24 protein-coding genes are annotated in these 23,776 nt (G+C 71.4%); 7 read left to right on the forward strand and 17 right to left on the reverse strand.

The genetic code is table 11. The annotated features are described in order from the left end of the window. Positions 1–382 precede the first annotated feature (382 nt). The 6 genes from HND91_RS06895 to pdxH all read right to left on the reverse strand — a co-directional run bounded on the left by HND91_RS06895 (position 383) and on the right by pdxH (position 6,225). Positions 383–1,693 carry an MFS transporter gene (locus tag HND91_RS06895; protein ID WP_181705818.1) on the reverse strand — a complete coding sequence of 437 codons (1,311 nt, stop codon included), beginning with the start codon at positions 1,691–1,693 and terminating at the stop codon, positions 383–385. 163 nt (positions 1,694–1,856) lie between these two features. Beyond that, the gene (locus tag HND91_RS06900) at positions 1,857–2,066 is read right to left on the reverse strand and encodes a hypothetical protein (RefSeq protein ID WP_181705819.1); all 210 of its coding nucleotides are present in this window, start codon (positions 2,064–2,066) and stop codon (positions 1,857–1,859) included. A gap of 126 nt (positions 2,067–2,192) precedes the next feature. Beyond that, positions 2,193–2,906 carry a GNAT family N-acetyltransferase gene (locus HND91_RS06905; RefSeq protein WP_181705820.1) on the reverse strand — a complete coding sequence of 238 codons (714 nt, stop codon included), beginning with the start codon at positions 2,904–2,906 and terminating at the stop codon, positions 2,193–2,195. 357 nt (positions 2,907–3,263) lie between these two features. Continuing rightward, positions 3,264–5,180 (reverse strand): 1-deoxy-D-xylulose-5-phosphate synthase, encoded by a 1,917-nt coding sequence (gene dxs / locus HND91_RS06910; RefSeq protein WP_181705821.1) that lies wholly within the window; start codon positions 5,178–5,180, stop codon positions 3,264–3,266. A gap of 164 nt (positions 5,181–5,344) precedes the next feature. Beyond that, on the reverse strand, positions 5,345–5,593 hold the full coding sequence (locus HND91_RS06915) for an exodeoxyribonuclease VII small subunit (protein WP_181705822.1): 249 nt from the start codon (positions 5,591–5,593) through the stop codon (positions 5,345–5,347). 17 nt (positions 5,594–5,610) lie between these two features. Then, complete coding sequence (gene pdxH, locus HND91_RS06920; protein ID WP_181705823.1) at positions 5,611–6,225, reverse strand: pyridoxamine 5'-phosphate oxidase; 615 nt, start codon at positions 6,223–6,225, stop codon at positions 5,611–5,613. Positions 6,226–6,547: 322 nt separating this feature from the next. Here pdxH and HND91_RS06925 point away from each other — a divergent pair, with 322 nt between their 5' ends. Both HND91_RS06925 and HND91_RS06930 read left to right on the forward strand, forming a co-directional pair. Beyond that, positions 6,548–7,519 carry a DnaJ C-terminal domain-containing protein gene (locus HND91_RS06925; RefSeq protein WP_181705824.1) on the forward strand — a complete coding sequence of 324 codons (972 nt, stop codon included), beginning with the start codon at positions 6,548–6,550 and terminating at the stop codon, positions 7,517–7,519. A gap of 16 nt (positions 7,520–7,535) precedes the next feature. Continuing rightward, positions 7,536–8,300, forward strand: a complete 765-nt coding sequence (locus tag HND91_RS06930) for a DUF1499 domain-containing protein (protein ID WP_181705825.1) — start codon at positions 7,536–7,538, stop codon at positions 8,298–8,300. A gap of 600 nt (positions 8,301–8,900) precedes the next feature. On the opposite strand, the gene HND91_RS06935 is transcribed toward HND91_RS06930, so the two are convergent. Then, a complete protein-coding gene (locus HND91_RS06935) occupies positions 8,901–9,812 on the reverse strand; it encodes an MBL fold metallo-hydrolase (protein WP_181705826.1) in 912 nt (303 codons plus the stop codon). Positions 9,813–9,952: 140 nt separating this feature from the next. Continuing rightward, positions 9,953–11,110 carry a M48 family metalloprotease gene (locus tag HND91_RS23200; RefSeq protein WP_181705827.1) on the reverse strand — a complete coding sequence of 386 codons (1,158 nt, stop codon included), beginning with the start codon at positions 11,108–11,110 and terminating at the stop codon, positions 9,953–9,955. 84 nt (positions 11,111–11,194) lie between these two features. Here HND91_RS23200 and HND91_RS06945 point away from each other — a divergent pair, with 84 nt between their 5' ends. Then, complete coding sequence (locus HND91_RS06945) at positions 11,195–11,935, forward strand: TlyA family RNA methyltransferase (protein ID WP_181705828.1); 741 nt, start codon at positions 11,195–11,197, stop codon at positions 11,933–11,935. Continuing rightward, on the forward strand, positions 11,922–13,148 hold the full coding sequence (locus tag HND91_RS06950; protein WP_181705829.1) for a TRAM domain-containing protein: 1,227 nt from the start codon (positions 11,922–11,924) through the stop codon (positions 13,146–13,148). The genes HND91_RS06945 and HND91_RS06950 overlap by 14 nt, the downstream gene beginning before the upstream one ends. Positions 13,149–13,701: 553 nt before the next feature. Here HND91_RS06950 and ald read toward each other — a convergent pair. Continuing rightward, positions 13,702–14,820, reverse strand: coding sequence for an alanine dehydrogenase (ald, locus tag HND91_RS06955; RefSeq protein ID WP_181705830.1), 1,119 nt, complete (start codon positions 14,818–14,820; stop codon positions 13,702–13,704). 243 nt (positions 14,821–15,063) lie between these two features. On the opposite strand from ald, the gene HND91_RS06960 reads away from it, so the two are divergent. Beyond that, positions 15,064–15,522, forward strand: a complete 459-nt coding sequence (locus HND91_RS06960; protein WP_181705831.1) for an Lrp/AsnC family transcriptional regulator — start codon at positions 15,064–15,066, stop codon at positions 15,520–15,522. Positions 15,523–15,525: 3 nt separating this feature from the next. Here HND91_RS06960 and HND91_RS06965 read toward each other — a convergent pair whose 3' ends face one another. From HND91_RS06965 to HND91_RS06980, 4 genes are all read right to left on the reverse strand, one after another. Further along, a complete protein-coding gene (locus tag HND91_RS06965; RefSeq protein ID WP_181705832.1) occupies positions 15,526–16,038 on the reverse strand; it encodes a DUF29 domain-containing protein in 513 nt (170 codons plus the stop codon). A 49-nt stretch (positions 16,039–16,087) separates the two neighbouring features. Continuing rightward, positions 16,088–17,206 (reverse strand): chorismate synthase, encoded by a 1,119-nt coding sequence (aroC, locus tag HND91_RS06970; protein WP_181705833.1) that lies wholly within the window; start codon positions 17,204–17,206, stop codon positions 16,088–16,090. 159 nt (positions 17,207–17,365) lie between these two features. Continuing rightward, the gene (locus HND91_RS06975; protein WP_181705834.1) at positions 17,366–17,986 is read right to left on the reverse strand and encodes a histidine phosphatase family protein; all 621 of its coding nucleotides are present in this window, start codon (positions 17,984–17,986) and stop codon (positions 17,366–17,368) included. Further along, a complete protein-coding gene (locus tag HND91_RS06980; RefSeq protein ID WP_181705835.1) occupies positions 17,977–18,585 on the reverse strand; it encodes a histidine phosphatase family protein in 609 nt (202 codons plus the stop codon). Before HND91_RS06980 ends, HND91_RS06975 begins: the two co-directional genes overlap by 10 nt. Before the next feature lie 80 nt (positions 18,586–18,665). On the opposite strand from HND91_RS06980, the gene HND91_RS06985 reads away from it, so the two are divergent. Next, on the forward strand, positions 18,666–19,265 hold the full coding sequence (locus HND91_RS06985) for a Uma2 family endonuclease (protein ID WP_181705836.1): 600 nt from the start codon (positions 18,666–18,668) through the stop codon (positions 19,263–19,265). A gap of 49 nt (positions 19,266–19,314) precedes the next feature. On the opposite strand, the gene fabI is transcribed toward HND91_RS06985, so the two are convergent. Then, positions 19,315–20,133, reverse strand: a complete 819-nt coding sequence (gene fabI, locus HND91_RS06990) for an enoyl-ACP reductase FabI (protein WP_181705837.1) — start codon at positions 20,131–20,133, stop codon at positions 19,315–19,317. A gap of 343 nt (positions 20,134–20,476) precedes the next feature. Between fabI and HND91_RS06995 the strand changes: the two genes are divergently transcribed. Beyond that, a complete protein-coding gene (locus tag HND91_RS06995) occupies positions 20,477–21,919 on the forward strand; it encodes an FAD-binding oxidoreductase (protein ID WP_181705838.1) in 1,443 nt (480 codons plus the stop codon). Between the two features lie 70 nt (positions 21,920–21,989). On the opposite strand, the gene HND91_RS07000 is transcribed toward HND91_RS06995, so the two are convergent. The 3 genes from HND91_RS07000 to HND91_RS07010 form a co-directional block, all read right to left on the reverse strand. Beyond that, positions 21,990–22,742, reverse strand: coding sequence for a hypothetical protein (locus tag HND91_RS07000; RefSeq protein WP_181705839.1), 753 nt, complete (start codon positions 22,740–22,742; stop codon positions 21,990–21,992). A 180-nt stretch (positions 22,743–22,922) separates the two neighbouring features. Then, complete coding sequence (locus HND91_RS07005) at positions 22,923–23,183, reverse strand: hypothetical protein (protein ID WP_181705840.1); 261 nt, start codon at positions 23,181–23,183, stop codon at positions 22,923–22,925. A 175-nt stretch (positions 23,184–23,358) separates the two neighbouring features. Next, the gene (locus HND91_RS07010) at positions 23,359–23,763 is read right to left on the reverse strand and encodes a TIGR02301 family protein (RefSeq protein ID WP_181705841.1); all 405 of its coding nucleotides are present in this window, start codon (positions 23,761–23,763) and stop codon (positions 23,359–23,361) included. Between the last annotated feature and the right edge of the window lie 13 nt (positions 23,764–23,776).

Here is a 23,776-nt window from a genome sequence, read left to right on the forward strand (position 1 = left end):
ATCTGGGCGTTTCTATCCATTAATAAGCTATGAACAACTCGGCATATTTTGCCGGGAGGAAAGGCTCGTGCAAGTTTGGGACAGCCACGATCGACGGCTTCGCCCGCCGGCGGGAGGCGATGCCGGGGCGGCGAGGCGAGTCGGGTTGTGGGCGGGCGCACGCCGACGCCGTCGCGACGGCGGACGTCGGCCGCCGCGTCGCGGCCGGGAGGACGTTCGTCGGGACGGATTTCGTCGACCGCGTCGGGTAAGCGGCGCGGTGCCACCTGCCGCGCCACGCGGGTCGCCACACGGACCGATTGCGCGGCCCCCGGGGAACCGGCGCCGCGCGGCGACCGTCCGCGGCGGTGACGTCAGGCGGCCCGCGTCGTCGGGGATGCCGTCAGGCGGCGTCGCCGAGGCGGACCCTGTCGTCCTCGTCCGCCTTGGCCGGACCCACTAGGCCGGACGGGGTCTGCATCTGCGGATGCTCCTCGGCGACCGGATTCGGGGTGATCGGGCCACCCACCGGAGCGGTGGAGTAGACGTCGAAGCCTTCCTTCTCCGCGCCGGCGGCGGGGCTGCGCACCGCGAGGCGCAGAACGATGAAGGCGATCAGCGAAGCCTGGGCCGCCCCCATGAACAGGAAGAGATATTCCGGCCCGGCCCGGTCCATCAGCGCGGCCGCGATGATCGGCCCGAACACCGAGCCGACGCCGTTCGCCAGGAGCACGCCCGCCGCCATCTCCACGTAGGACGACCGGTCGGCGCGGTCGTAGGCGTGGGCGGCGGCGATCGAATAGCCGGTGAGGGTCGTCATGCCGAAGGCGAGGCTCATGGCCATCAGGCCCGTGGTGCCGAGCGGCAGGAACGCCAGGAGAGCGCACACGGCCGCCGCCGCCGCCATCACGCCCGCCAGCACCTTGCGCCGGTCGGCGAGGTCGGACAGGCGGCCGATCGGCCACTGCATCACCGCGCCGCCGATCACCGCGATGCTCATGAAGATGGCCGCCTCGTCCACCGAAAGCCCGCGCGCGGTGGCGAACACGGTGCCGAGCGACCAGAAGGCGCCGTTTGCCATGCCGATGAGGAGCGCGCCCATCAGGCCGACCGGCGCCATGCGGTAGAGGCGCATCGGCCGGAACTGCACGAGCGCGATCGGCGCCGGCTGGGCCGAGCGCGTCATCGACACCGGCACGACGGCGGTGGACACGAGGATGGACGCGATGGCGAACAGCGTGAACGCCCCGATCGGCGCCGTCGTCACCAGCATCTGGCCGGCCGTGATCGTGACGAAGTTCACGATGATGTAGGCGCTCATGATGAAGCCGCGGTTCTCGTTCGTGGCGCGGTCGTTCAGCCAGCTCTCCACGATGAGATAGATGCCCGCCAGCGCGAAGCCGGTGACGCCGCGCAACACGATCCACAGCACCGGGTCGACGATCAGCGGATGGAACAGCACCACCGCGGACGCCGCCGCCACCAGCGCCGTGAACGCCCGGATGTGGCCGGCGCGCAGGATCAGGTAGGGGCCGACCAGGCAGCCGAGCACGAAGCCGGCATAGTAGCCCGACCCCATCAGGCCGATCTCCAGCGCGGTGAAGCCCTCCAAGCCGGCGCGAAGCGGCGCGAGCGTGGTCAGCAGGCCGTTGCCGGCCAACAGGAAGGCGATGCCGAAAAGGAGGGACGCGACGGGCGCGAGGGTTTTGGCCACGATGAACAGTCCGGGGACGGGTGCTTGGAGGTCATCCCCCCTTCCCGCTTAAAGGAGACTGAATTGTGGCGCATGCTGATGACACGATCGGAACGACGCGCGCGTGTCGCATCGTTCCGGCCGGTGTGGCGGGAATGACTCGCCCGCCCGATCGCAGCGCCGTTCAGGGCCGGGTGCGCTCCGTGGTGCGGGCTCCCGGACGGCCGGCGCGCTTGGTGCGGCTGCCGGTCCGGCTGCGCGCCTCGTAGACCGCGCTGCCGGACAGCACGACGCCGGTCTCGGCCGGCGGCGGAGGCGGCGCCAGCCGGGGCGCGGCGAGCGCGGTCTCGGCCGCAATGGCGGTGGCGATCAGAAACCCGGTCACGATCTTCATGGGTCTGCCCTCTGCAGCGACGTCCCGCGCGTCGGCCCAAGCCGGCGCGTTGACGTCATCCTATGTCGGATACCGCAAACGAAGCGTGAGTTGAATCGGGAAAAGACCGCCGACCGCCAGGATGCGCTACAGAGCGTTCCGAATGTCCGTCAAGGACCGTTTCTGCAACCCGTCCTCGTCGAAATTGTCCGGCGACAGCCAAGCCTCGAAGGCCGCCTTCGCCCGTGGCCACTCGTGGTCCAGGATCGAGTACCAGGCGGTGTCGCGGTTGCGGCCCTTCACCACCACGGCCTGCCGGAACAGGCCCTCGAAGGTGAAGCCCAGCCGCTCGGCCGCCCGCTTGGAGGCGGCGTTGAGGTCGTTGCACTTCCACTCGTAGCGCCGGTAGCCGAGGTCGTCGAAGACGCGCGCCATCATCAGGTACATGGCCTCGGTCGCCGCCGGCGTCTGCTGGAGGAGCGGCGACCAGGCGATCCAGCCCACCTCGACCACGCCGTTGGCCGGATCGATCCTCAGATAGCTGCAGGTCCCGACCGGCTTGCCGGTCACGCTCTCGACCACGGCGAAGAACTGCGGATCCTCGCTCGCCTCCGCCGCCTCCGCCCAGGCGGCATACTCCGCCTCCGACGCCCATGGCCCGTTCGGCATCCACGTCCACATCCGCCCGTCCCCGTCGAGCGCCTGCGCCGCATAGAGGTCCGCCGCGTGCTCGCGGGCCGAGAGCGGCACCACCGCGCAGAACCGCCCCGTCATGGCGGTCCGCGGCGGCCTTGCCCGCGGCGTCCAGTTGCGCACGATGGGTCCGATGGGATCGCCGAGCGGTGTGAGGTCGTGGGTCATGGGGCCTTGGGGATGGGTTGGCGGGTGCCGATCTATACCACGGGGCCGACAGGGCCCGAGGAGCCGAAACGGAAAAGGTCCTTCGCATCCACCGCGTTCAAAGCCGCCGCGCCCGCTCCCGCCGCCCCGCGCACGCGGACCCGCGCACTCGCCTGCCAGACCGCACGGTGCCACTCGCCGGCCCTACGGCGAACCGCCACCGATATACCCCGCCGGAACCGTCACCCCGGCGAAAGCCGGGGCCCAACCAACGGCGCGATCGGTCGCGCCGGAGCCACGCCCGGACCGGTCGGCTGGGTCCCGGCTTTCGCCGGGATGACGTGCGCTGCAGACGCGCCGCCCCGTCGCCCACCCCGCTCACGCCAGGCCGGCCGCTTCCACCTCGCCCCGGCCGAGCGCCTGGAAGACCGTCGTGACGATGCCCTTGGCGTCGAGACCCGCCCGGGCGTAGAGCAGGTCCGGCTTGTCGTGGTCCAGGTAGACGTCCGGGAACACCATCGGGCGCACTTTCAGGCCGCGGTCGAGCAGGCCGTCCTCGGCGAGGGCGTGGAGCACGTAGGAGCCGAAGCCGCCCACGGAGCCCTCCTCGATCGTCACCAGCACCTCGTGCTCGCGGGCCAGCCGGCGGACGAGGTCGCGGTCGAGCGGCTTGGCGAAGCGCGCGTCGGCGACCGTGGTCGAGAGGCCGAAGCTGTCCAGTTCCTCGGCGGCCTTCAGGGCCTCGCCCAGACGGGCGCCGAACGACAGGATGGCCACTTTCGTGCCTTCCTTCAGCACCCGGCCGCGGCCGATCTCCAGCACCTGCCCGCGTTCCGGCATCTCCACCCCGCGGCCGTCGCCGCGCGGATAGCGGAAGGCGATCGGTCCGGCGTCGTGGGCGGCGGCGGTCGCCACCATGTGCTTCAGCTCCGCCTCGTCGCCGGCCGCCATGATCACCATGCCGGGCAGGCAGCCGAGGAAAGCGACGTCGAACGAGCCGGCGTGGGTCGGCCCGTCGGCGCCCACGAAGCCGGCCCGGTCGATCGGGAAGCGCACCGGCAGGCCCTGCAGGGCCACGTCGTGCACCACCTGGTCGTAGGCGCGCTGCAGGAAGGTGGAGTAGATGGCGCAGAAGGGCTTCAGCCCCTCGCAGGCCAGCCCCGCCGCGAAGGTCACCGCGTGCTGCTCGGCGATGCCCACGTCGAAGGTGCGCTTCGGGAAGGCCTCGCCGAAGAGGTCGAGCCCGGTGCCGGACGGCATCGCGGCGGTGATGGCCACCACCCGGTCGTCCTCCCTGGCCTCCTGGATCAGGCTTTCGGCGAACACGCGGGTGTAGCTCGGCGCGTTCGACTTCGGCTTCACCTGGGTGCCGGTCACCACGTCGAACTTGTTGACGCCGTGGTACTTGTCGGCCGCCGCCTCGGCCGGGGCGTAGCCCTTGCCCTTCTGGGTGACCACGTGGAGGAGGATCGGCCCGCGCTCCGCGTTCGCCACGTTGCGCAGCACCGGCAGCAGGTGGTCGAGGTTGTGTCCGTCGATCGGCCCCACGTAGTAGAAGCCCAGTTCCTCGAACAGGGTGCCGCCGGCCAGGAAGCCGCGGGCGTATTCCTCGGCGAGCTTGGCCTTCTCGCGCAGCGGCCGCGGCAGGGCGCCGGCCAGCTGCTTCATGGCCTCGCGCAGGGACCGGTAGGTCCGCCCCGAGACGAGCCGCGCCAGATAGGCGCTCATGGCCCCGGTCGGCGGGGCGATCGACATGTCGTTGTCGTTGAGGATGACGACGAGCCGCGAGCGCAGATGCCCGGCGTTGTTCATGGCCTCGTAGGCCATGCCGGCCGACATGGCGCCGTCGCCGATCACCGCCACCACCCGGTTGTCGCCGCCCTTGATGTCGCGGGCGGCCGCCATGCCGAGAGCCGCCGAGATCGAGGTCGACGAGTGGGCCGTGCCGAACGGGTCGTACTCGCTCTCCACCCGGCGGGTGAAGCCCGAAAGGCCGCCGCCCTGGCGAAGGGTGCGGATGCGGTCGCGCCGTTCGGTGAGGATCTTGTGCGGATAGGCCTGGTGGCCCACGTCCCAGATCAGCCGGTCGTGCGGCGTGTCGAACACCGCGTGCAGCGCCACGGTGAGTTCCACCACGCCGAGGCCGGCGCCGAGGTGGCCGCCCGTGATCGACACCGCGTCGATCATCTCGGCCCGCACCTCGTCGGCCAGCTGCCTCAGCTCGGCGGGGGTGAGGCGCTTCAGGTCCGCCGGCGACGAGACGGTGTCGAGAAGGGGGGTCGAGGGCCTGGTCAAAGGATGTGTCCTGACGGCGGATGGCTCAGGGGTGGTGAAGGCATTAGCAGTCCACCGCCCCTGGAGCAAACGGCGCGCCGCCGCATGGAAACGGTCGCGGCGCGGATTGGATCCGAAACGTCCGGCGAACCCGGCCTCGGGCCGGCGGGTGCCGGGCGCGGACGTCAGCCGACGTCGAGGGGCTCGGTGCCGGCCGCCCGGCCGTCGCCGCCCACGCGGATCTTCTCCACCTTGGCCTCGGCGGCCTTCAGGAGCGCGTCGCAATGGGCCCTGAGCGCGTCACCGCGCTCGTAGATGGAGATGGACTCCTCCAGCGGCACCTGGCCCTGCTCGAGCCGGGCCACGATGCCCTCCAGTTCCTTCAGGGCCTGCTCGAACGTGAGCGTGCCGACGGGCGGGGCGGACTGGGTCATGGAAAGCCTTTCAGTCATCAAGGGTAGAGCCGCGCCTTCGACCACGAGCCGTCGTCGGCCCGGGTGAACACGACGCGGTCATGCAGGCGGAAGGCGCCGTCCTGCCAGAATTCGATCGAGACCGGCTTCAGCCGGAAGCCGGACCAGTGCGGCGGCCGCGGGATCTCGCCGAACGGATGGCGGGCGGCCACCTCGGCCACCGCCCTCTCCAGGGCGAACCGGCTTTCCAGCGGCCTCGATTGCTTCGAAGCCCACGCGCCGATCCGGCTCTGCCGGGGACGGGACGCGTAGTATTCGTCCGCCTCCGCGTCGGACACGATCTCCACGGGTCCGCGGATGCGGATCTGGCGTCGGCGGCTCTTCCAGTGGAACAGCAGCGCCGCCTTGCGCGAGGCGAGGAGTTCCGTGCCCTTGCGGCTCTCGAAATTCGTGTAGAAGACGAACCCGGCGGGATCATGGCCCTTCAGGAGCACCATCCGGACGTTCGGCAGGCCGGTCTCGTCCACGGTGGCGAGCGCCATCGCGTTCGGGTCGTTGGGCTCGGTCTCGGCCGCTTCGGCGAACCACCGCTCGAACAGCGCATAGGGCTCCTCGGCGAGGGTGAAGTCGGGCGCGGCCTCGGTCTGGCTCATGAGGTTCCCTTGAAGACGCGGGATGAAACCGGAACTCCGTGATATAGTCGCTGCGGGCGCGCGTGGAAACACCCGCCGGCCGAGCGTAAGCTGAAGCGCTCGATTCGTCGCTGCGCGCCGTTGCCCGACCGGCCCCGCCGCCGGCCATTCGGACTTCTGCGGAGGTGGCGGGATCTTTATCGCGCCGCCGTTCGACACCACATTGATGGACAACTGTCTCACGGTGGACAACTGTCCCAGGGTGGACAACTGTCCAAGGACATGGGCCGAGGGCGTCGGGGGGACGCGCCGGCTCTCCGTTTCCAAGAGGTTTTCTGTCACCATGCGCGACCCGTACACCGTCCTCGGCGTGCCGAAGTCCGCGTCCGAGGCCGATGTGAAGAAGGCCTTCCGCAAGCTGGCCAAGCAGTATCATCCGGACGCCAACGCCAACGACCCGGCGCTGAAGGAGAAGTTCAACGAGGTGAACTCGGCCTACGAGATCCTGGGCGACAGCGAGAAGCGCGCCCAGTTCGACCGTGGCGAGATCGGCCCGGACGGCAAGCCCCGGTTCCAGGGGTTCGAAGGCTTCGGCGGCGGCGGGTTCCGCGGTCGCGGGGCCGACCCGAGGGCGACCGACGACATCCTCAACGAGATCTTCGGCGACGCCTTCGCGGGTTTCGCGCGCTCCGGCGCGGCCGGCGGCCAGGCCCGCGGCCGTCGCCGGGCGGGTCCGGATCCGTTCGAGTTCGCGTCCGCCGGCGGGGCGGCGGGCGGTGCCCGCCCGGGCCTCGGCAAGGGCACGGACGTGATGGTCACCGCCAGGGTCCGCCTGGAGGACATGGTGGAGACCGGCAAGGTGCGCGTCACCCTGCCCTCCGGCAAGGCGCTGGACGTGAAGGTGCCGGCCGGGTTCGAGCCCGGCGCGCAGATGCGCCTGAAGGGCCAGGGCGGCGACGGCGATCCGGCGGGCGACGCCATCGTGATCCTCACCTTCGAGCCGCATCCCCTGTTCCGGCCGGAAGGCGTGAACCTGCGCCTCGACCTGCCGGTCAGCCTGGACGAGGCCGTTCTCGGCGGCCGCATCCGGGTGCCCACCCTGGAAGGCACTGTGGAGATGACGCTGCCGGCCGGGACCACCGGCGCGAAGGCGCTCCGGCTGAGGGGCAAGGGCCTGCCCGACAAGGCCGGCGGCCGCGGCGACCTCTACGTGACCCCGCGCATCGTGCTGCCCGACGGCGCGGACGCGGGCCTCGAACAGCTGATGCGGCGCTGGCGCGAGATGAAGCCCTACAATCCGCGCGACACGCTCTGACCGTGGGGACGGCCGCATGCTGAAACCGCTGCCGCCGAAGCCCGCCCGCGCGGCGGGCGCCGCCCGGGAGTTCTCCGTCTTCGCCCTCGTGGTGCTCGTGGAGGCGGTGCTGGCGCGCCGGTTCGACCTCATCGACACGCCGACCCTCTTCGCCACCCTGGCGGGCGTGCTGGTGCTGGCGCTCGGCGGCCTCGTCGCCTCGGCCATCGCGTTCGGCGACATCTGGCGGCGCGGCGCCCCGGGCTTCGGCCGCGCGGCTGTCGCCTTCGTGGCGGCCGTGCTGGCGCTCACGCCCTTCGCCGGGGTCGCCCTCGCGGTCGGCGTCTATCCGGAGCTGACCGAGGTCTCCACCGACCGCACCAGCCCGCCGCCCTTCCTCACCGACCCGAGCCGGAAGGCGGCCGGCGCCCTCGACCCGGCCGAGGCGGCGCGCCTGCAGGCGGACGCCTACCCGGACCTGGTCGGCCGGCGGCTGCCCCTCTCCACCGTGGAAGCGCAGGGCCTTGTCCACCTCACGGCGACGGAGCTCGGCTGGGTGATCGTGGCCGAGCAGGAACCCGCCACCGAGGCCGACGCCGGCTTCCTGGAGGCCGAGGCCCGCTCGCTGACCCTCGGCATCCCGGACGACGTGGCGATCCGCGTCTGGCCCGACGCCGGCGGCTCGCGCATCGACATCCGCTCCGCCTCCCGCATGGCCGTCCACGACCTCGGCGAAAACGCCCGCCACGTCCGAACCTTCCTCGCCACCATAGACGAGATCCTCACCCGCCCGGCGGATTGAAAGGCAGGGCGGGAGAGCGGAGGCCGGAAGGGTTTGCGTTCGCCCTGGACAAGCGCGTTGTAAGGAGCCGATATGCTTCCCCTTAGGGGAAGGTGGCCCGAAGGGCCGGAAGGGGTTGTCTTCTGCCTGGACAAGCGCCTTGTCCAGGACAAGAAACGCGCCCCTTCCCCACCCCACAAACACAACCCCTCCCCCGGCTCCGCCGGACCCTCCCCTGAGGGGAGGGATTACACTTTCCCCTCAATCGGTTCGGCAATGCCGACGCCGAGGAGACCCGCGTCTCCGGGCCGGTGGTGGCCCGAAGAGCCGGAAGAGATCATCTTCGGCCTGGCCAAGCGCCTTGTAGGGAGCAGATATCCTTCCCCTTAGGGGAAGGTGGCCCGAAGGGCCGGAAGGGGTTGTCTTCTGCCTGGACAAGCGCCTTGTCCAGGACAAGAAACGCGCCCTTCCCCACCCACAAACACAACCCCTCCCCCGGCTCCGCCGGACCCTCCCCTGAGGGGAGGGATAACACTTTCCCTCAATCGGTGCGGCAAGCGAACGTCGAGGAGACCCGCGTCTCCGAGGCCGCCGCCACCCGGAGGAGCGCATGGCTCCCCTTCAGCCCGCCCGATACGCCCCGTGCAGCCGCGCCGGGCCGTCCGTCGTCACCATCCCCTTTTCCACCAGCCACTCCAGTTGCGCGAACACGGACAGCCCCGCCGCGCCCCAGAGCTTCGGGTCCGTGTCCCGGTAGACCGTCTCGACGATCGCCCGCACGGTCCCGGCCCCGGCCGCCACGGCCGCGAGCACCGCCGCCTCGCGGGCGAGACGGTGGGCGCGCAGGCCCGCCACGAACCCCGGCCCGTCCTCCACCGCGCCGCCATGGCCCGGCAGGTAGCGCGTCTCGGGCGCGGCGGCGATCCGGTCGAGGGAGGCCATGTAGTCGGCCATCGCGCCGTCCGGCGGCGCCACGATGGAGGTGGACCAGCCCATCACGTGGTCGCCGGAGAACAGGTGGCCGCTGTCCTCCAGCGCGAAGGCCAGATGGTTGACCGTGTGCCCCGGCGTCGCGATGGCGCGGAAACGGCCCGCGGGCGTCTCGGCCACGTCTCCGTCCGCGAGCTCCCGGTCGGCGGCGAACAGGAAGTCGGCTGAGGCGTCCAGGGCGCCCGCCTCACCGTCCAGCATGGCGCGCGCCGGCCGGTGCGGCCCGGCGCCGAGCACCAGGGCGCCCGTCCGGTCCTTGAGGAGCCGCGTCGCCGGCGAGTGGTCCCGGTGGGTGTGGGTGACGAGCACGTGGGTGATCGGCGCGCCGCCCGCCGCCTTCAGGATGTCCGCCACATGGGCCTCGTCCTCCGGGCCGGGGTCGATCACCGTCAGGGCGTTCGTGCCGACCAGGTAGGTGTTGGTCCCGTGGAAGGTGTAGCCGCCCGGGTTGCGGGCCGTCAGCCGGCGGAGGCCGGGCACGATCTCCACGGCCGTCCCGTAGGCCGGATCGAAGCTGCGGTCGAACACGAGCGGTCTGGACATCACACTCTCCGGCACTCTCCGGCCCCGGCCCTCGGCAACCTGCCGTCGCGCCCCGCGCCAGCCTGCCGGAAGCGGCCCGGGCCTGTCGATAGGGGCGCGCCCGAGCGGCCGCCATGCGGCGAAGCGACCGCCGACACCACTCAGCCGCAGATCTCCCGGACCGCCGTCCAGTCCGCGTCGGACACGAGCGGTCCGTCACCCATGGTCTCCTCGCCGGCCGCGCGCTCGATGGCGGCGACCCGCTCCCGCGACACCGGATGGGTGGCGAGGAGCTTCAAGGGGCCGCTCGCCGGACCGCCGCCCGCCTGCTCCAGGTCAGTCAGGAACGGCCCGAGCGCCTTCGGGTCGCCGCCCGCCGCCGCCACGGCCGACACCGCGAAGGCGTCCGCCTCCCGCTCCGCTTCCCGCGAATAGGCCGCTCCGGCGAGGAGCCGGCCGGCGCTCGCGGCGATGCCCGCCGGGTCGCCGGTCACGAGCGCGATCGCCACCGTCAAGCCGCCCTCGTGCAGGATCCGGGCGAGCCCGTGCCGGTGGTGCACGTGGCCGATCTCGTGGGCGAGCACGCCCGCGAAGGCGTCCGGCGTGCGCACCCGGCGGATGAGCGCGCTCGTCACGATCACCGTGCCGCCCGGCAGCGCGAGGGCGTTCGGCACGTCCGACCGGTAGACCGCCACGTCGAGGGTGAGCGGCCGCGCCTCGCCGGTGAGGGCGAGCCGGTCGGCCAGACGGCCGAGCGCGATGCCGCCGTCCACGCCCGTGCAGCGCAGGCCCTCGGTGGTGTCGAGCCCCCGAAGCACCGGCTCGCGCGCCTGGGCGTCCAGGATTTCCGCCACCTCGCTCGGGATCATGGGGGCCAGCCGTTCGGCCACCGCCGAGATCAGCCAGAGCACCGCCGCCACCATCAGCGCGAGGCTCGCGATCACGGCCGCGCTCGCCACCACGAAGGAGCGGGGCACCGTGCCCTCCTCGGCGCGCGGAATGGCCCGGAGCGCCGCCTCGAACGCCGCGCGCGTGGCCGGGTCGGCGATCTCCACCCGCGCATCCGGCGCCGCGTCCGCCTTGCGCCGGCCGATGGCGAGCGGATCGCCGCGCAGGCGGACGAGGGACGCGAACGGCCAGTGGCCGATGTCGTCGCCCGAAAGCCCGCGAATGGTCAGGCCGCGCAGGTCCAGCGAGACCGTGACGCTCCTCGGCGCCGCGCCTCGGCCCTCCCGATAGAGCGCCCGCCCCTCGATCCACATGCCGAATCCTCGCCCCTTGATCTGGCGGATGATGGCCGCGCCGGTCCGCTTTGTCACCGCCGGCCGCTCGCCTCGCGCTTTTCCGGCCGGCAGGCGTCCGCCGCTCTTGCCAACGTGCGCCCGCTCGCGCACACCGGCGCCATGACGAAGACCCGCCTCGACCAGCTGCTCGTGTCCCGCGGCCTCGCGGAAAGCCGCGCCCGCGCCCGCGACGCCATCCTGCGCGGCACCGTGACCGTGGACGGGCGGCGCGCCGAAAAGCCCGGCGAGACGGTGCCGGACGCCGCAGCCGTCGCGATCGACGACCCGGCGGCCGCCTACGTGTCCCGCGCCGCCCTGAAGCTCATCGCCGGCCTGGAGGCCACCGGCTTCGACCCGGCCGGCCGGCGCTGCCTGGACGTCGGCGCGTCCACCGGCGGCTTCACCCAGGTGCTCCTGGAGCGCGGCGCCGCCCATGTGACGGCCGTGGACGTCGGCCACGGCCAGCTCCACTCCCGCCTCGCCGCGGACCCGCGCGTCGCCAGCCTGGAAGGGCTGAACGCCCGCGTGCTCACGGCCGAGCACGTGGACGGACCCGTGGAGGCGATCGTCTGCGACGTGTCCTTCATCTCGCTCACGCTCGCCCTGCCGCCCGCCCTCTCGCTCGCCGTCCCGGGCGCCTTCGGGATCTTCCTCATCAAGCCGCAGTTCGAGGCCGGGCGGGAGGCGATCGGCAAGGGCGGCCTCGTCGATCCGGCGGTCGGGCGCGCGGCGGCGGAGCGGATCGCCGCCTGGCTCGGCGCGCAGCCCGGCTGGACCGCCGGCCCCATGATCCCCTCGCCCATCGAGGGCGGCGACGGCAACCTGGAATACCTGATCGGAGCGACCCGTGACCGAGCTTGAGATCGACCGCCTGGGCCACCGGGGCGACGGCGTCGCCACCCTGGACGGGCGCAGCGTGTTCGTGCCCTACACGCTCCCCGGCGAACGGGTGCGGGCGACCTTTGCCGGCGACCGCGCCGACAGCGTGGAGATCCTGACCCCGTCGCCGGACCGGGCGGACCCGCCCTGCCCTCATTTCGGCGTCTGCGGCGGCTGCCTGCTGCAGCATCTCTCCGCCGACCTCTACGCCGAGTTCAAGCGCACCCTCGTGGTCGACGCCCTCGCCGACCGGGGCCTCTCGCCCCCGGTGAGCGGCACCATCACCGTCCCGCCGAACGCCCGCCGCCGGGCCACCTTCGCGGGCATCATGGCGGGCAAACGGCCGGTGGTCGGCTTCCACCAGCGCGGCAGCCACGCGGTGGTGGACATCGGCGTCTGCTTCGTGGTCACGCCCCGGCTGCTCGAAGCCAAGCCGGCGCTGGAGGCGATCACAACGCTCGTCCAACCCCGCAAGGACGCCCTCGACCTCACCGTCACGGACTCCACCGCAGGTCTCGACGTGGCCGTCGGGCGCCTTCCGGCCAAGGAGGTGGAGCGCCTCCGCCTGAAGCTCATCGACCTCGCCAGCCGCTTCGACCTCGCCCGCCTCGCCGTCGGCGGCGAGGTGATCGTGGAACGCCGCCCGCCCGTGGTCCGCATCGACGGGATCCCGGTGGTGCCGCCGCCGGGCGGCTTCCTGCAGGCCTCCGCCGAGGCCGAGGAGGCCATGGCGCGGATCGTCATGGAGACGACCGCCGGGGCCAAGCGCGTCGCGGATCTCTATGCCGGCGTCGGCACCTTCGCGCTCCGACTCGCCCGCCATGCCACCGTCTATGCCGCCGAGGGCGACGCCGGCGCCGTCGCGGCGCTCGACCGCGCCGCCCGCACCATGACGGGCCGTGGTCGCATCACGGCCGAACGGCGGGATCTCGGCCGCCGCCCTCTCGTGGAAAAGGAACTGGAGCCCTTCGACGCGGTCGTGTTCGATCCGCCCCGCACGGGGGCGCCGGAGCAGAGCACATGGCTCGCGAAGTCGAAGGTCAAGACCGTGGCGGCGGTGAGCTGCAACCCCGCGACGCTCGCCCGCGACCTGCGCACGCTGGTGGACGGCGGCTTCCGGATCGAGAGCGTCACGCCGATCAACCAGTTCCGCTGGGCAAGTCACGTGGAAGTGGTGGCGGTGCTGCGGCGATAGAGGCCGTCCCGGCCGGCGCCGACAGCCTCACGCGGGCGGTCGGCGGGGGTCATCCGGCTGGCCGCTCGCCAAAGTGCGAGAAGAAGAACAGCAGGTGTCGGTCCGGGTCCGATACGATGAACTGCCGGTTGCGTTCATCCGCGAACCGACCCGGTACCGCTTGTCCTCGAGCGCGAGGAACAGCGGAAGGCGACGGCGCTCCAGCAACGCCAGAGCCCCCCAAATACGGTCGCCTGCAATGACCGGCATTTGTATTTATAACAAGGAATATTCAGAGTACGACGGTTGAAGGGCGAAAGCAGACCGGCGGTGAGCCAGCGCCGCCATCGGGGAGGATGGGCCACCCTGACGAGGCAATCGGCCTCGCCCTTCAACCGGAGTGACTGCAATGCGGATGAAACCGTGGAGCATCACACTGCAGGTCAAGAGAACGCAGAGCGGCTGGCTGCTTTGTCTCCGCGTTACTCTGGCTTCGTAGTGAAACGTCGGACGGGCGACAGCCCGTCCGACACTCCGACGATAGACCCGATCGTTGTTTTTTCCAAGGGCCACTTCAGGCGGCGAGCGCCTTTGCGGTCTCCAGGTAGTCGAAGCCGAGCGCCTCGGCCACCGCCCTGTAGGTGATCCGCCCGCCGTGGACGTTGAGCCCGTTGGCGAGGTGCGGGTCGTCCTGCAGCGCCTTGCGCCATCCCTTGTCGGCCAGCGCCAGGGTGAACGGCAGCGTGGCGTTGTTGAGCGCGAAGGTGGACGTGCGGGCGACGCCGCCCGGCATGTTGGCCACGCAGTAGTGCACCACGCCGTCCACCACATAGGTCGGATCCGAATGGGTGGTGGCCTTCGACGTCTCCGCCGCGCCGCCCTGGTCGATGGCCACGTCCACCAGCACCGAGCCGGTCTTCATCGCGGCGACATGCTCGCGGGTCACGAGCTTCGGCGCCGCCGCGCCCGGGATCAGCACCGTGGAGATGACGAGGTCCGCCCGCGTCACCAGCTGGCCGATGGTGTCGGCGTTGGAATGGGCGGTCTTCACCCGCGCCCCGAAGGTGGCGACCAGACGGCGCAGCACGTCGAGGGAGCGGTCCACCACGGTCACGTCGGCGCCGAGGCCGAGCGCCACCTGGGCGGCGTTGGTGCCCGCCACGCCGCCGCCGAGGATGACCACCTCCGCCGGCAGCACGCCCGGCACGCCGCCGAGGAGCACGCCCATGCCGCCGCCCGCGTTCTCCAGCGCGTGGGCGCCCACCTGGGGCGCCATCCGGCCGGCCACCTCCGACATGGGCGCGAGGAGCGGCAGCGCGCCGGTCGGCGAGGTCACCGTCTCGTAGGCGATGCAGGTGGCGCCGGACGCCATCAAGTCGCGCGACTGGTCCGGATCGGGAGCGAGATGCAGGTAGGTGAATAGGATCTGGCCGTCGCGAAGCTTCTTGCGCTCGCCCGCCTGGGGCTCCTTCACCTTCACGATCATGTCGGCCGAGGCGAAGATCTCGTCCGCCGTGTCGGCGATCATGGCGCCGGCGGCCGTGTAGGCGGCGTCGTCCATGCCGATGCCCTGCCCTGCGCGGGTCTCCACCACCACCTGGTGGCCGTGCGCGACCAGTTCGCGAACCGACGACGGCACCAGGCCGACACGGTCCTCGTGGTCCTTGATCTCCTTGGGAACGCCGACGCGCATGACTGTCCTCCTCCGGCCCGCCGTCAGGGGACGCATGCCGGCGGACCGTTCCGGTCCTTGTCCGGCCATCGGTCGCGCGCCGACGGGCGGGCGCGCGGCCGAACGGCGACACGACAGCCGCCATCGAGGAAGCCGATGGTGGCATCGGCGCGGCGCAACTTCCTGCGAGAGTGGAGGAGACTTAAGCCGTTCCGTCGCATAGGATGCGGCGGAACGGCTCTTCGGCCGCAGGATCTGCGAAGAATGAAGCTCGATGCGGTGGATCGCGCCATCCTGACGGCGCTCCAGGAGAATGCCCGGCTTACCAACGCCGAGCTCGCCGACCGGGTGCACCTGTCCGCGTCCGCCTGCCTCAGGCGGACGAAACTCCTGGAGGAGAGCGGCCTCATCGCCCGGACCGTGGCGCTTCTCGATCCGCGCCTCGCCGGCCTGCCGGGCACCGCCTACGTGTCGGTCACGCTGGACAGCCAGGGCCGCGCCGCGCTCGACCGGTTCGAGGCGGCGGTGCGCGCCGTGCCGGAGATCACGGAGTGCTACCTCCTCGCCGGCCAGCACGATTACCTGCTCCGCGTCGTCTACCGCGACTCCGCCGACCTGGAGCGCCTCCACACGGAGATCCTGACACCGCTGCCGGGGGTTGTGCGCGTGCAGTCGACGCTGACGCTGCGGACGGTGAAGCGGACGACCCGGCTGCCGATCTGAGGGTCAGGTAGTCGGTGGCCATTCGAAGGCGCGGTTTCGGATGACGTCCTCATCGTAGGGACATTCGTTAGGGAATGTATCCGTCGGCAAATCGGTCTCCGATGACGCGCGATCCACCGCATCGTCGTATGCGTCGGTCACCAGGATGTCCCACTCCGACTTCAGACTTGGATTCTTCCGAAGAAGACGAGAGATCCGCCGACGCTGTTCCCGGATGGTGTTGACCCAGCTTCTGCTCCGTCGGTTCGGCTGATGATCCCACTTCAACATGTGCTGCATCAGCACTGTCAGCGCACTCTCGAGCTTGTCGTATACTCCATTGCCCACCTCGTCGATCTCCTCCGCGAGGCGCAGGAGATCGAGCGCGCCGACATTGCCCGCACGGAGATGAGCGGATTGAAGCTTTGTCCAGGCGTAAAAGTCAGCGCCGTGCAGAGTTTCCGTCGGTCGGCCGTTGCCGGGCCGATCGGCAGGAGATTTGCGGCGATCCTTGGCGACGAGGGCGGACTTGGCCATTTGGTTCTCCGGGCATCCGGAAGGATAGCACGGGTCCGCACAATTGCCATCACCGCAAGGGAAACGCCACGCCCCCGTCCCGCCCGGTCTGGGCCCGATGGCGCAGGAAATGGTCGGCGAGCACGATCGCCATCATGGCCTCGCCTACCGGCACCGCCCGGATGCCGACGCACGGGTCGTGGCGCCCCTTGGTGAGCACGTCGGTCTCCGCTCCGGCATTGGTGATGGAGCGCCGCTCGGTCAGGATCGACGACGTCGGCTTCACGGCGAAGCGGGCCACCACCGGCTGGCCGGACGAGATGCCGCCGAGGACGCCGCCCGCGTGGTTGGCCGAGAACAGGATGGCGCCGTCGTTGCCCATGCGGAGCTCGTCCGCGTTCTCCTCGCCGGTGAGTTCGGCCGCCGCCATGCCGGCGCCGATCTCGACGCCCTTCACGGCGTTGATCGACATGAAGGCGGAGGCGATGTCCTGGTCGAGCTTGCCGTAGATGGGCGCGCCCCAGCCGGCCGGCACGCCCTCCGCCACCACCTCGATCACAGCCCCGACCGACGACCCGGCCTTCCGGATCCGGTCCAGGTAGGCCTCGAAGCGCGGCACGGCCGCCGGGTCCGGGCAGAAGAACGGGTTGTCGTCGACGCTCGCCCAGTCCCAGTTCGCCCGGTCGATCCTTTCCGTGCCGATCTGCACCAGCGCGCCGCGCACGGTGACGCCCGGGATCACCTTGCGGGCGATCGCCCCGGCCGCCACCCGGGCCGCCGTCTCGCGCGCCGACGACCGGCCGCCGCCACGATAGTCGCGCACGCCGTACTTCAGGTCGTAGGCGAGGTCGGCGTGGCCCGGCCGGTAGGTGTCGCGGATGTCGCCATAGTCCTTGGAGCGCTGGTCCACGTTGCGGATCATCAGCGAGATCGGCGTGCCCGTGGTCACCGGACCGCCCGTGCGGTCGTCCTCGAACACGCCGGAGAGGATCTCCACCTCGTCCGGCTCGCGCCGCTGGGTTACGAAGCGCGACTGGCCGGGCTTGCGCTTGTCCAGAAAGGACTGGATGTCGGCGACCGTCAGGGGAAGGCCCGGCGGACAGCCGTCCACCACGCAGCCGAGGGCCGGCCCATGGCTCTCGCCCCAGGTGGTGACGCGGAAGAGATGGCCGAAGGTGTTGTGTGACATGGAAGGAGCCGCCCCGACGATGTGGCCGGGGTTTTAGGCGTCCGGGCCTCCGACGTCAAACGCCGCCCGGCCGGCTCGCCCGCGCGCGCCGACGGACCATCGCACCGCGTCCACGTTAGCGTTGGACCCGCCTCGCCGGCCGGCGCGCGGAATGCCCGGTCAGATCCACTCCACCTCGCCGGCGGACCAGGCGTAGAACCGGTCCTGCGGCGTGTGGAAGGTCGGCGCGTCGGCCTCTGTCATGGCGCCGAGGATCACCTTAAGCACCCGGTTGACGCCGCCGTGGAGCACCAGCACCGCCGGCCGGTCCAGCTCCGCCAGCACGGCGGCGAGCCGGCCCACCACCATGGCGTGGCTCTCGCCGCCCGGCGGCGGGTGGTTCCACGGGTCCGCCTGGCGGGCGGCCCAGCCGCCCGGGTCGGCCTGCGCGATCTCCGGCACCCGGAGGCCGGACCAGCGGCCGAAATCCAGCTCCATCAGCCGCTCGTCGGTCCGGAAGGCGAGCGGGTCGAGGCCCGCCGCCTCGCGCACCAGCCGCATGGTCTCGGCCGCCCGCTTCAGGGGCGAGGCCACCCAGGCGTAGCTCTCCGGATCCCGCCCGGTCTCGGCGAGGCGCGCCTTCAGGGCCTCGCCGTTGCGCCGGGCCTGCCGGCGGCCATGGTCGTTGAGCGGGATGTCCTCCCGGCCCTGGTAGCGGCCGGAGGCGTTCCAGTCCGTCTGGCCATGGCGGATCACGATCAGGTCGTGGGGAAAGGCGTGCGTCACAGTCGTCAGATCCATTCCACGGTGCCGCCGGACCAGACGTAGAACCGGTCCTGAGGCGTCTGGAAGCCGATCGACTCCTCCGCCGTCAGGGCGCCGATCAGCACCTTCAGCAACCGGTTCAGCCCGCCGTGGATGACGAGCACCGTCGGTCGGGAAAGCGCCTCGATCACCGGCGCGAGCCGCGCCAGCGCGGCCTCGCTCGTCTCCCCGCCGGTCGGCGGCCGGTTCCAGCGGTCGGCCCGGCGGGCGGCGTAGCCGTCCGGGTCGCGCTCCAGGATCTCGGTCAGGGTCAGCCCCGACCACGTGCCGAAATCGAGTTCGACGAGACGCTCGTCGGTCCGGAAGGCGAGCGGGTCGAGCCCCGCCTCCTCGCGCGCCAGCCGCATCGTCTCGGTCGCCCGCACCAGCGGCGAGGCGATCCAGTCGTAGCCGTCCGGATCGTGGCCGAGCGCCGCGAACCGGGCCTTCAGCATCCGCCCGTGCCGGCGGGCCTGCTCCCGGCCCATGTCGTCGAGCGGAACGTCCTCGCGCCCCTGCAGACGGCCGGTGGCGTTCCAGGCGGTCTGGCCATGGCGGATGACGATCAGGTCGTGCGGAACGGCAAGCGGGATCATGGCTCCCCTGTAAGGGCCCGCGCGCCCCTGGACAAGGAAAAGCGCACGGTGGACGATGGAACCAGGGCGGGAGGCGACGGATGGAGCCTGTGAAGCGCATGCGCATGACGCCGGAGGAATTCCTCCTCTGGGACCTCGACCAGCCGGACGGCCGCCACGAACTGGTGGACGGCGTGCCGCGCCCGCAGCACCCGCCGGAGGACGACGCCCCGCGCGGCATGACCGGGGCGCGCCGCCGGCATGACCGCATCGTCGTCAATCTGGTGGCCGAGCTGCGCAACCGGCTGCGCGGCAGCGGTTGCGTCACCTCGACCGCCGACACGGGCGTTCGGATCCCGAACGGCAATCTCCGTCGGCCGGACGTTGCCGTGGACTGCGGTCGGTTCCGGCCGGACGACCTCGAACTCGACGCGCCGAGCCTGATCGTGGAGGTGCTGTCCAGGTCCACCCGCACCGCGGACCAGCAGGAGAAACGGGGCGACTACCGGCTCCTGCCAAGCCTTGAGGTCTATGTGCTGGTGCACCAGGAGTCGCCGAGGCTGACCGTTTATCGCCGACTGTCCGGCGGGTCCTGGGTCGAGGAGGAGATCATTGGCCTCGACAGCGTGCTCGGCCTGCCCGGCCTCGCGGTCGTCATTCCGCTGGCGGACATCTACGAGGGCGTCGCCCTGGAGACCTGAGTCCGGCAGTTCTCGCCGCTCGTCAGGCTGAACGACCGCTCGACCGCCGTCAGTCCTTCACCACGCTGATGTCCGGCGCGTCCACCGCCTTCATGCCGACCACGTGGTAGCCGCTGTCCACGTGGTGGACCTCGCCCGTCACGGCGCGGCTGAGGTCGGACAGGAAGTAGAGCCCGCTGTCGCCCACCTCCTCGATCAACACGGTGCGGCGGAGCGGGGCGTTGTACTCGTTCCACTTCAGGATGTAGCGGAAGTCGCCGATGCCCGAGGCGGCCAGGGTCTTGATCGGGCCGGCCGAGATGGCGTTCACGCGGATCTGCTTCGGGCCGAGGTCGACGGCCAGATACTGCACGCTCGCCTCCAGGGCCGCCTTGGCGACGCCCATGACGTTGTAGTGCGGCATCACCTTCTCGGCGCCGTAGTAGGTCAGCGTCAGGATGGAGCCGCCGTTCGGCATCAGCTTCTCGGCCCGCTGGGCGACCGCCGTCAGCGAGTAGCACGAGATCAGCATCGTCTTCTGGAAGTTGTCGGCCGACGTGTCCACGTAGCGGCCGGTCAGTTCGTCCTTGTCGGAGAAGGCGATGGCGTGCACGACGAAGTCGATGGTGCCCCAGCGCCGCTCCAGGTCGGCGAACACCGCGTCCATGGAGGCCGGGTCCGTCACGTCGCAGTGGCCGGCCACCACGCCGCCCAGCTCCTGCGCCAGCGGCTCCACGCGCTTGCGCAGCGCGTCGCCCTGGTAGGTGAAGGCCAGGTCCGCACCGGCGGCGCGGGCCGCCTTGGAGATGCCCCAGGCGATCGAACGGTTGTTGGCGACACCCATGACCAGGCCGCGCTTGCCCGCCATCAACCCATTCGACTCGGCCATCGTTGTCTCCATGCCCCTTGGCGCTTCTTGAAGGCCGGCACCGTATGGCACAGCCGTGACGATCATGGCAAGCCGCGTCCGCGTCAGGCTGCCGCAGGCGGACGGCCCTGCGACCGCCTGTCCCGGCCCGTCCGGCTCCGGTCGGGAGCCGTCCGCCCCGCTCATCTTACCTGTCGACGGCGACAGTCCGGCCAAGGAAGGCCGCCGCAAGACCTTGCCTCATTAGGCGTATAAAGAATTCCGCATAAATATATGTCGGCGTGCGGCTTCCACGTCTCTCTCCGCCCGGTCACGACCAGGGGCCGCCTCGACGCCCTTCACACGCCGGTTTAACGTCGCGCCCATGCGTCACGCCCCCACCGCCGATCTGATCGCCCGCTTCGCCGCCCTGGTCGGACCGGGCCATGCGCTCACCGACCCTGCCGACCAGGCCCGCTACCTCGTGGAGTGGCGCGACCTCTACCGCGGCGAGACGCCCGTGGTGCTCCGCCCCGGCTCGACGGCGGAGGTCGCCGCCATCCTGCGGCTCGCCCAGCGCACCGGCACGGCCATCGTGCCGCAGGGCGGCAACACGGGCCTCGTCGGCGGCCAGACCCCCGTCCCAGGCGCCGGCGAGGTGGTCCTGTCCCTGGAACGGCTGAACCGGATCCGGTCCGTGGACGCGCCGGGCAACGCCATCGTGGTGGAGGCCGGCGTCACCCTGCAGGCCGTGCACGAGGCCGCGGAGGCGGCCGGTCGCCTGTTCCCGCTGACCCTCGGCTCCCAGGGCTCCTGCCGCATCGGCGGCAACGTGGCGACGAACGCCGGCGGCACGGCGGTCCTCGCCTACGGCACCATGCGCGACCTGGTGCTCGGCCTGGAAGTGGTGCTGGCCGATGGCCGCGTCCTCCACGGCCTGAAGCGCCTGCGCAAGGACAACGCCGGCTACGACCTGAAGCAGCTCTTCATCGGCTCGGAAGGCACCCTCGGGGTGGTGACGGCCGCCGCCCTGAAGCTCTTCCCCCGTCCCGCCGAAACGGCCGTCGCCTTCGCGGGCATGCCCTCCCCCCGCTCCGCCCTCGCGCTTCTCGGCCGGGCCCAGGCGGCCGCGGGCTTCGGCCTCACCGGGTTCGAGCTGATGATCGGCCGCGGCCTCGACTTCGCGGTCCGCCACCTGCCGGGCGCCCGCCGGCCGCTCACCTGCGCCCACGCCTGGTACGCGCTCGTGGAAGTGTCGGGCAATCTCGCCGACGGCGGCGCCCGCCGGGCCATGGAGGCCTGCCTCGCCGAGGCGCTCGACGCCGGCGAGATCGAGGACGCCGTCATCGCCCAGTCGGCGGCCCAGGCGGCGGACTTCTGGCGGCTCCGCCACGGCATGTCGGAGGTGCAGAAGCACGAGGGCGCGTCGATCAAGCACGACGTCTCGGTGGCCGTCACCGACGTGCCGGACTTCCTGGACGAGGCCATCGCCGCCGTGGAGGCCGCCTTCCCGGGCTGCCGCCCGGTGCCGTTCGGCCACATGGGCGACGGCAACATCCACTTCAACGTCAGCCAGCCGGTCGGGGGCGACAAGGCCGCCTTCCTGGCCGAATGGGACCGCATGAACGCCATGGTCCACGCGGTGGTCGCCCGCTACGAGGGCTCGGTCGCCGCCGAGCACGGCGTCGGCCGCCTGAAGCGCGATCTCCTGGAAAACGTGAAGGACGACGTGGACCTCGACGTCATGCGGGCCCTCAAGGCCGCGCTGGATCCCAGGGGCATCCTCTCCCCCGGCCGCGTCATCGCCGACGGCCGCACCGGCGGCTGACGCCATTCCGCTTCCGGGGCAGCTTCGTTGGGCAGCTCGGCCCGGCCGGCTCGCGACGCGCGAACCGCCGCTATTCGCCGGCCAGGAAGGCCAGCCAGCGCCCGTCCGCGTCGATCTCCACGCGATAGAACACGTAGGTGCCGGCGTTCTTCATCTCGTCGAAGTCGCCGGCCGTGATGATGCGGAACAGTTCCACCATCTGGGGCGGGGTCAGCCGGTCCGCCGGCATGCGGGCGAAATAGGGCCAGACGAACTTCTTCCGACCCGGCACGTCCTCCACCTCCACGAAACCGGCGTCGAGCACGTCGAGCAGGATGGCGAGGATCTCCCGGCCCTCCGGGTCGCCCGACTGGGCGACGAGGAGATCCAGCGGCTCGCCCCCGTCGATGGACGACAGGGCCGGCGGCTCGGGCGCGGCGCGCGCCATCTCGGCCAACCGGTCCGGGTCGCCGGTCCGGGCGGCGTCGATCAGGGCCTGCCGCGTGCGGGCCACGGGCTCCGGAAGGTCGCCGACGCCATAGCGGATGTCGGGCAGGGGTCCGTCCGGAGGCGACGCAGGCGGCTCGGTGGCGGTCTCGGGCTCCACGTCCGGCTCCGGCGGCACGTCGCCGCCCTCCTGGACGTCCGCGGGCTCCTCGGCGGTCGGCCAGCCCTCGCGCGGGATCTGGAAGGCCGGCGGCGCCGTCCGGTCGTTTCCCATGGGGGCGGCCGCCAGCCCGAAGGCCGGCGTGGCCGCCTTGGGCGGGACCGTCCCGGCCAGCGCCGGAATCGCGAGGGAAAGCACCGTCACAGGCACGAGGGCCGCGAGCGAGATCGTCGTCATTGAGGTTCCCGGCGAGGTTGCCGGCCGCATTCGGATCCACGGCCGCGGGTCGCGGCTCGTCCCGCGCAGCATGCCACGATGGCCTGCCGCAGCGCGATATCCTTCATCCGCGGGTCGCTGATGGACGCCCGGTGTCGCCTTCCGGCAACGTGCCCCCGGATGGCGACGCCCCGCCGCGGCCTACTGCAGCGTGCGCAGGAGCGTGTAGCCGCCGGAATGGATCCGCTCGGGAAGCTCGGAGATCATGGACGCTACGCAGTCCTCGCCGAAGCAGTCCACCAGGGTGGTGATGGCCGCGAACAGCGCCGCATGGGCGACGGCGTCCACCGGCACGCCCTCGGCCTCGGCGTCGTCGAACGCCCTCTCCAGATAGCCCATGGCCTTTCGCTTGGCCGTGTCGGTCTGCGCGACCTCCACCGGCTCCAAAACCTCATCCCGCATGGGGCTACCACCTTCGACTGCGTATCTGTCGGCGTCGCCCGCATCTTGTCGATCGCGCGAGTCGGCCGCCATCCCGCGACCAACGTATCAGGCTGACTCCCAACGGCAATCCGGTTCGTTAATCACCGTTAACGCGGCGGCGCTTAAGGTGTTGATAAATCGTTAACCACGCATCTCAGCCCGCGCCCCGGCCGTACTTCTCCTCCAGCCGTTCCGCGATCGCGGCGCCGTCCTCCAGGTAGTGGGCGAGCACCGCCCGGGTCTCGTCCGTGCAGACCCGGTGGACCGACGCGAAGGTGCGTTGGCCGCGGTTGTAGACGTCCACATAGCGCCGCCGGTCCTCCGGGCTCATCTTCTGGGCGTCCACGAGCGCCTTCATCCGCGCGCGCCAGACGCCCGATTCGGCGTTGCCGCAGAGCGAGTCGAGATAGGAGACCGCGCCGAGGATGCCCGCGAGGGCGAGGAGGTCCGCCTCGTAGGCCGGCCGGTCCTGGCTTCGGGCCGGCGCGGATCCGCCCGCCGCGCCGGCGAGCGCGACGGCAAGGGCGAGGACGGGAACGAAAGACCGCTTCAAGGCCATGCGGGATCTCAGG

The organism is Chthonobacter rhizosphaerae, assembly GCF_013839525.1.
GTDB lineage: Bacteria > Pseudomonadota > Alphaproteobacteria > Rhizobiales > Pleomorphomonadaceae > Chthonobacter > Chthonobacter rhizosphaerae.

Coding starts and splice junctions, on each gene's coding strand:
- HND91_RS06995 (WP_181705838.1), top strand. CDS start 20,477: ATGCGTCACGCCCCCACCGCCGATCTGATCGCCCGCTTCGCCGCCCTG.
- HND91_RS06915 (WP_181705822.1), bottom strand. CDS start 5,593: ATGACCCAGTCCGCCCCGCCCGTCGGCACGCTCACGTTCGAGCAGGCC.
- HND91_RS06900 (WP_181705819.1), bottom strand. CDS start 2,066: ATGAAGATCGTGACCGGGTTTCTGATCGCCACCGCCATTGCGGCCGAG.
- HND91_RS07010 (WP_181705841.1), bottom strand. CDS start 23,763: ATGGCCTTGAAGCGGTCTTTCGTTCCCGTCCTCGCCCTTGCCGTCGCG.
- ald (WP_181705830.1), bottom strand. CDS start 14,820: ATGCGCGTCGGCGTTCCCAAGGAGATCAAGGACCACGAGGACCGTGTC.
- HND91_RS06930 (WP_181705825.1), top strand. CDS start 7,536: ATGCTGAAACCGCTGCCGCCGAAGCCCGCCCGCGCGGCGGGCGCCGCC.
- HND91_RS06985 (WP_181705836.1), top strand. CDS start 18,666: ATGGAGCCTGTGAAGCGCATGCGCATGACGCCGGAGGAATTCCTCCTC.
- HND91_RS07000 (WP_181705839.1), bottom strand. CDS start 22,742: ATGACGACGATCTCGCTCGCGGCCCTCGTGCCTGTGACGGTGCTTTCC.
- fabI (WP_181705837.1), bottom strand. CDS start 20,133: ATGGCCGAGTCGAATGGGTTGATGGCGGGCAAGCGCGGCCTGGTCATG.
- HND91_RS06925 (WP_181705824.1), top strand. CDS start 6,548: ATGCGCGACCCGTACACCGTCCTCGGCGTGCCGAAGTCCGCGTCCGAG.
- HND91_RS06980 (WP_181705835.1), bottom strand. CDS start 18,585: ATGATCCCGCTTGCCGTTCCGCACGACCTGATCGTCATCCGCCATGGC.
- HND91_RS06960 (WP_181705831.1), top strand. CDS start 15,064: ATGAAGCTCGATGCGGTGGATCGCGCCATCCTGACGGCGCTCCAGGAG.
- HND91_RS07005 (WP_181705840.1), bottom strand. CDS start 23,183: ATGCGGGATGAGGTTTTGGAGCCGGTGGAGGTCGCGCAGACCGACACG.
- aroC (WP_181705833.1), bottom strand. CDS start 17,206: ATGTCACACAACACCTTCGGCCATCTCTTCCGCGTCACCACCTGGGGC.
- HND91_RS06975 (WP_181705834.1), bottom strand. CDS start 17,986: ATGGATCTGACGACTGTGACGCACGCCTTTCCCCACGACCTGATCGTG.
- pdxH (WP_181705823.1), bottom strand. CDS start 6,225: ATGAGCCAGACCGAGGCCGCGCCCGACTTCACCCTCGCCGAGGAGCCC.
- HND91_RS06945 (WP_181705828.1), top strand. CDS start 11,195: ATGACGAAGACCCGCCTCGACCAGCTGCTCGTGTCCCGCGGCCTCGCG.
- HND91_RS06965 (WP_181705832.1), bottom strand. CDS start 16,038: ATGGCCAAGTCCGCCCTCGTCGCCAAGGATCGCCGCAAATCTCCTGCC.
- HND91_RS06905 (WP_181705820.1), bottom strand. CDS start 2,906: ATGACCCACGACCTCACACCGCTCGGCGATCCCATCGGACCCATCGTG.
- HND91_RS06935 (WP_181705826.1), bottom strand. CDS start 9,812: ATGTCCAGACCGCTCGTGTTCGACCGCAGCTTCGATCCGGCCTACGGG.